Annotated in this window: 5 protein-coding genes; 1 reads left to right on the top strand and 4 read right to left on the bottom strand. The window is 53.6% G+C overall.

Annotation, left to right across the window (positions count from 1 at the left end):
- Positions 1-113: 113 nt before the first annotated feature.
- The 4 genes from C4885_RS15575 to C4885_RS15560 form a co-directional block, all read right to left on the bottom strand.
- Positions 114-494 carry an SRPBCC domain-containing protein gene (locus tag C4885_RS15575; RefSeq protein WP_114001210.1) on the bottom strand — a complete coding sequence of 127 codons (381 nt, stop codon included), beginning with the start codon at positions 492-494 and terminating at the stop codon, positions 114-116.
- A gap of 111 nt (positions 495-605) precedes the next feature.
- Positions 606-2,807, bottom strand: a complete 2,202-nt coding sequence (gene ppk1 / locus C4885_RS15570) for a polyphosphate kinase 1 (RefSeq protein WP_114001209.1) — start codon at positions 2,805-2,807, stop codon at positions 606-608.
- An 87-nt stretch (positions 2,808-2,894) separates the two neighbouring features.
- The gene (locus C4885_RS15565; protein WP_199488131.1) at positions 2,895-3,272 is read right to left on the bottom strand and encodes a ComEA family DNA-binding protein; all 378 of its coding nucleotides are present in this window, start codon (positions 3,270-3,272) and stop codon (positions 2,895-2,897) included.
- A 109-nt stretch (positions 3,273-3,381) separates the two neighbouring features.
- Positions 3,382-3,648, bottom strand: a complete 267-nt coding sequence (locus C4885_RS15560) for a YlmC/YmxH family sporulation protein (RefSeq protein WP_114001208.1) — start codon at positions 3,646-3,648, stop codon at positions 3,382-3,384.
- A gap of 149 nt (positions 3,649-3,797) precedes the next feature.
- On the opposite strand from C4885_RS15560, the gene C4885_RS15555 reads away from it, so the two are divergent.
- Positions 3,798-4,460, top strand: a complete 663-nt coding sequence (locus C4885_RS15555) for an HAD family phosphatase (protein ID WP_114001207.1) — start codon at positions 3,798-3,800, stop codon at positions 4,458-4,460.
- The last annotated feature ends 146 nt before the right edge of the window (positions 4,461-4,606 follow it).

Raw genomic sequence — 4,606 nt, 5'->3', positions numbered from 1 at the left:
TTATCTGCGCTTTTGGCTTGGCATCTGCCGCACCTCGCTCGCCGTATCGGCACTTAGAATTATGCGGTATTGCCTTATCAATTTACCAAAGATGTTGTGAATCTGATTCTGGTTTAGTCACCCAGTACTTTGCGCAAGGTTTCCAGATACTCTTCCAGCTTTTTCTGCGGCTTGGCGAACAGACCAAGACCTTCCACATCCAGCGTGCATTCCAGGCTGGTGGAATCGGCGCTGCCCAGCAGGATGGCGGTAAAAGCGCCGCGGATCTTGCCGCGGGTAAAAGTGCAGCTGATACGGCGGGGCTTATCCAGCTTGTCAAAGTGGATATCCGTGGTAGTGCCGTCCTTGTTTTTCTCAACAATGTGCATGCCTTCCAGGTCAACCTCCGCCGAAGCAACAGTCGGGTTCCAGCTGTTCAGGGTGGGGTTGGTCATGTACAGCCATACTTTGTTGGGAGCGCAGCCATAGGTTGCTGTTACAACACAGGTTTTCATACGTTTATGTTCTCCTTAACCGTTTTACTTTTGGCGGTTCCATATCATTCCGGGGCTGATGCGGCATCCCTGCCGTCAGGCGGGAATGGTGCAGAACAGCCTTTGCGGGGGTTACTTTTTGTGGCCAAACAGGCTGTCAAGAAAACCGCGGAAGCGCTTATTTTCCGGTTTGTGGGGATGGGGCGTGGGGCGCTTGGGCTTTTGAACCGGTTTGGCGGCAGCCTTTCTGGTGGGTGCGGCGGGATGTGCGGTTTCAAAGCCGTGCTGGAAGTAGCCATACATTGCCATCTGGCTGTCCACCGGCGGCTCGCCCTGCTTGGGCTTTACGCGGGTATATATGCCATCAGGCTGCATCTCCCGTGCATTGACGGTATCCCGCAGCTGTAGGTCGAGGATGCCACGCAGCTTTTTGGCAATCTCACGATCATCCACCCGCACGCCGACTTCGACACGACGCTCGGTGTTGCGGGTCAGGAAGTCGCCGGAGGCGATATAGATGGTCATGTCTTCGCCTTCACCAAAGCAATAAATGCGGGAATGTTCCAGATAGCGGCCAACGATGCTGCGGATGTGGACGTTCTCGGTCTTTCCAGGCACCCCTGCTTTGATGCAGCAGATGCCGCGCACGATCATATCCACCCGCACACCGGCGCAACTGGCCTCGCTGATCTTGTTGATGATCTGCGGGTCATTGATGGAGTTGTTTTTCAAAATCATGGATGCCGGAAGCCCGCGGCGGGCGCGGTCAATCTGGCGGTCCATCTGTTCCAGCAGAACGCTCTTGAAGCGCAGTGGTGCCACCAGCATGGTATCGGCCTCACTGGTCAGGCGTTGCAAAGCCATATTGTTGAACACTGCGCTGGCTTCCTCGCCGATTTCCTGCCGGGTGGTGATGAAGGAAAGGTCAGTGTACAGCTCGCTGGTTTTTTCGTTATAGTTGCCTGTGCCAATCTGGGTCAGGTAGTGGTATTTGCCGTTCACTTTGCTGGTGATCAGGGTCAGCTTGGAATGGACTTTGTAATCATCAAAGCCATAGAACACCGTGCAGCCAGCTTCTTCCAGCTGTTTGGACCAGTCGATGTTGTTCTGCTCGTCAAAGCGGGCGCGCAGCTCCACCATGGCGGTAACTTCCTTGCCGTTTTCCGCTGCATTGATCAGCGCCTGCACGATCTGGGAATCGCTTGCCATGCGGTACAGGGTCATTTTGATGCTGACAACATCCGGGTCGGAACCTGCTTTCATCAGCATGCGGATGAACGGGCGGATGCTCTGGTACGGGTAAGAGAGCAGAACGTCATGTTTGTGGGCTTCGGCATACAGATCATAATCCGCGGGGGCCTGAATCGGGCGGGCTGGCGGATAGGAAAAAGCAGGGTTGCTGTCTGCCGAAACGCGGCTGGCCAGGCGGAACAAAAGCCCGGGGTCCAGCGGCGAAGTTTGGGTATAGCAGCGGTCCGCCGGGACCACCAGCTTGTCCCGCAGGAACTTGACGATCTCCTGCGGAGCGCTAGGCCAGAATTGCAGGCGCACAGCGGCCAGCTTGCGGCGCTTTTTCAGCAGCTCGCTCATCACATCGCGGAAGTCGATATCATGATCCATCATGCCCTCGTCCACCGTGATATCCGCATTGCGGGTCACGCGGAACAGACAGGCGTTCTGCAGCGTGCTTTTATTAAAGATGCTGGCGGCGTAATGGGCGATCAGCTCATCCGCAAAGGCAAAGCTTGTGGTGCCGTCTGGATTTTTGATAAACAGCAGCTGCTCAAACTGGCCGCTGAGGGGGATAATGCCGTAATATACACCGTCATTCTTGCTGTTGAACTGGGCGGCATAATAAATTTCTTTATTGCGCAGGAACGGGAACGGGTGGCGTTGGTCCACCACCTGCGGGCTCAGGATGGGCAGGATTTCAGAGGTGAAATATGCTTTCCAGTAGTGCTCCTGCTGCTTGTCCAGGTGGTCAAAATCGACTTTGATGTACTTGTTCTCCTTCAAGGCGGAAAGTAAGTGCTGATAGTATTTATCACACTTTGCCTGCAGCTCGGCTACGCGCGGGGTGATGGCGGCGATCTGTTCCGATGGCGTCATATGGGTGACGATATCCAGCTTATTGTTTTTCAGCAACGTCTGGTCATACAGCGAGCCAACACGCACCATAAAAAACTCATCCATATTGCTGCCGAAAATGGCGGCAAATTTGATGCGCTCTGCCAGGGGAACGCTTTTTTCTTTGGCAAGGGCCAGCACGCGGCTGTCAAAATCCAGCCAGCTGAGTTCCCGGTTGATAAAAATGCTCTCCGACGGGTTTTCCAAAACAGGTTCCTCCTTACGGATGTTCAGGGGTGTTGAGCGAGGCTAAAATCAGTTTTTATTTTCTAGCTCCACCATCGGGCAGTGGGGTCAGCCGCCAACGGTAATATCACTTCCCCACTGCTGCACCATGCGCTGGGATATTCCCTTCACGCGGGTCAGGTCTTCCGGCGCTGCATAGGGACCGTTTGCCGCGCGGTCCGCCAGAATGGCTTCCGCTTTTGCCTGCCCAATGCCGGGCAGCTGCATCAGCTTTTCGGCCGAAGCGGTATTGATGTTGACTGGCCCCTGTTCTTCCCGCGTGGGTTCCGGTGCAGGTTCAGCCTGCGCCGGCAAAACAGGCGGCTGATAGGCAGCCGGGGCATAACCAAACTGCCAGACAGGAGCGATCCAGAATAGCGCACCAAATACGATCAGCGCAAGGGCGGCAGCACCGGCCAGCAGGGTTTGCTTTTCGTTCATCTGCATGGCGGGCTCCCCTTTCCTTGGGTGGCAGTATCTGGAAGTTACTCTTTCAAAGTATTATAGCACAGTCTTACAAAATGTTCACCCCTGTCAAGAAGATTTTTCAGTGATTTTACATCCAGCCTTTTCTGATGTGATTTGCGTGCGGGGGCGGCACTTCGGCATCCACCATGATAACATCTGTCCCTATGGTTTTGACAGCGGCCCAGGGAATGAACAAATCATCGTCCCGCCCCAACAGGCCGAACATTCGGGCACGGCCGTGCAGGACCACCTGGGTGATCTGGCCATCCTCAAAGGCAAGGTCATCAATGCGGCCAAGGTTCTCCCCTGTTTTCAGCTGAATCACATCTTTCTCGCTCAAGTCACGCAGTGTCATGCCACCACCCCTTTTCCCATTTTGCACCTATTACAGATTATGCTGTAAATAATTTATTTGTGCTTTGGGGCAATTATGTGTATAATAAGGGATAATACAGACTGCTATGCAGGTATGATGTAAGCCAAAACCGGAGGGATAAACCGTTTATGTATAAAAACATCATTTTTGATCTGGGCGGCGTTGTGGTGGATTTTAAGCCGCGGGATTTTTTGATGGATCATTTTTTGAACAAGAGCGCCGAGGATGAAGTGTTTGATTTGACCTTTGGCAGCAAAGAATGGGAAGAGCTGGACCGCGGGGTCATCAGCCGCGGCACTGCCAACCGCCTGATGCTGGAAAACGCTGCTGAGCGCGGCCGTACCTTTGAGGTGCAGGCTGTCATTGATGAATGGCAGAGCATCCTGCACACCAACAAGCGCACGGTAAAAACGATGTGCAAGCTGAAGCTGGCGGGCTACCGGCTGTATTACCTTTCCAACATTTCGCAGGACGTGATTGACGAAATCCGCCAGCGGGACTTTTTCCCGCTGTTTGACGGCGGCATTGCCTCGTGCGAAGTACACCTGAGCAAACCCGACCCGAAAATTTTTGGCCTGATGATGCAAAAATACGGCCTTGCCTATGACGAAACCATTTTTGTGGATGATACCAAGGTGAACGCCCAGGCAGCCTATAACCTGGGGATCACGGGTATTTTGTATAAGGGGCCAAAGTCTTTCCAGCGTGCGCTGGGGCTGTGTGGGGTCAAGATGGAGGCCGACAACAAGCGGCAGGCGGCACCGGAAGCACCAACGGAAAATCGAGGCTGACAAAACCATACTAGGGTGTATCTGAAAAGTCAAAAATATCATCTATTTCTTTGTTTTCAGATACACCTTAGGGCAATACCGCATAATTCTAAGTGCCGATACGGCGAGCGAGGTGCGGCAGATGCCAAGCCAAAAGCGCAGATAAT

It is taken from the genome of Subdoligranulum sp. APC924/74 (genome assembly GCF_003324125.1).
In the GTDB taxonomy this organism is placed as follows: domain Bacteria; phylum Bacillota; class Clostridia; order Oscillospirales; family Ruminococcaceae; genus Gemmiger; species Gemmiger qucibialis.
Note: the sequence above shows the minus strand (reverse complement) of the source record. Positions and strands in the feature narration are given on the sequence as shown.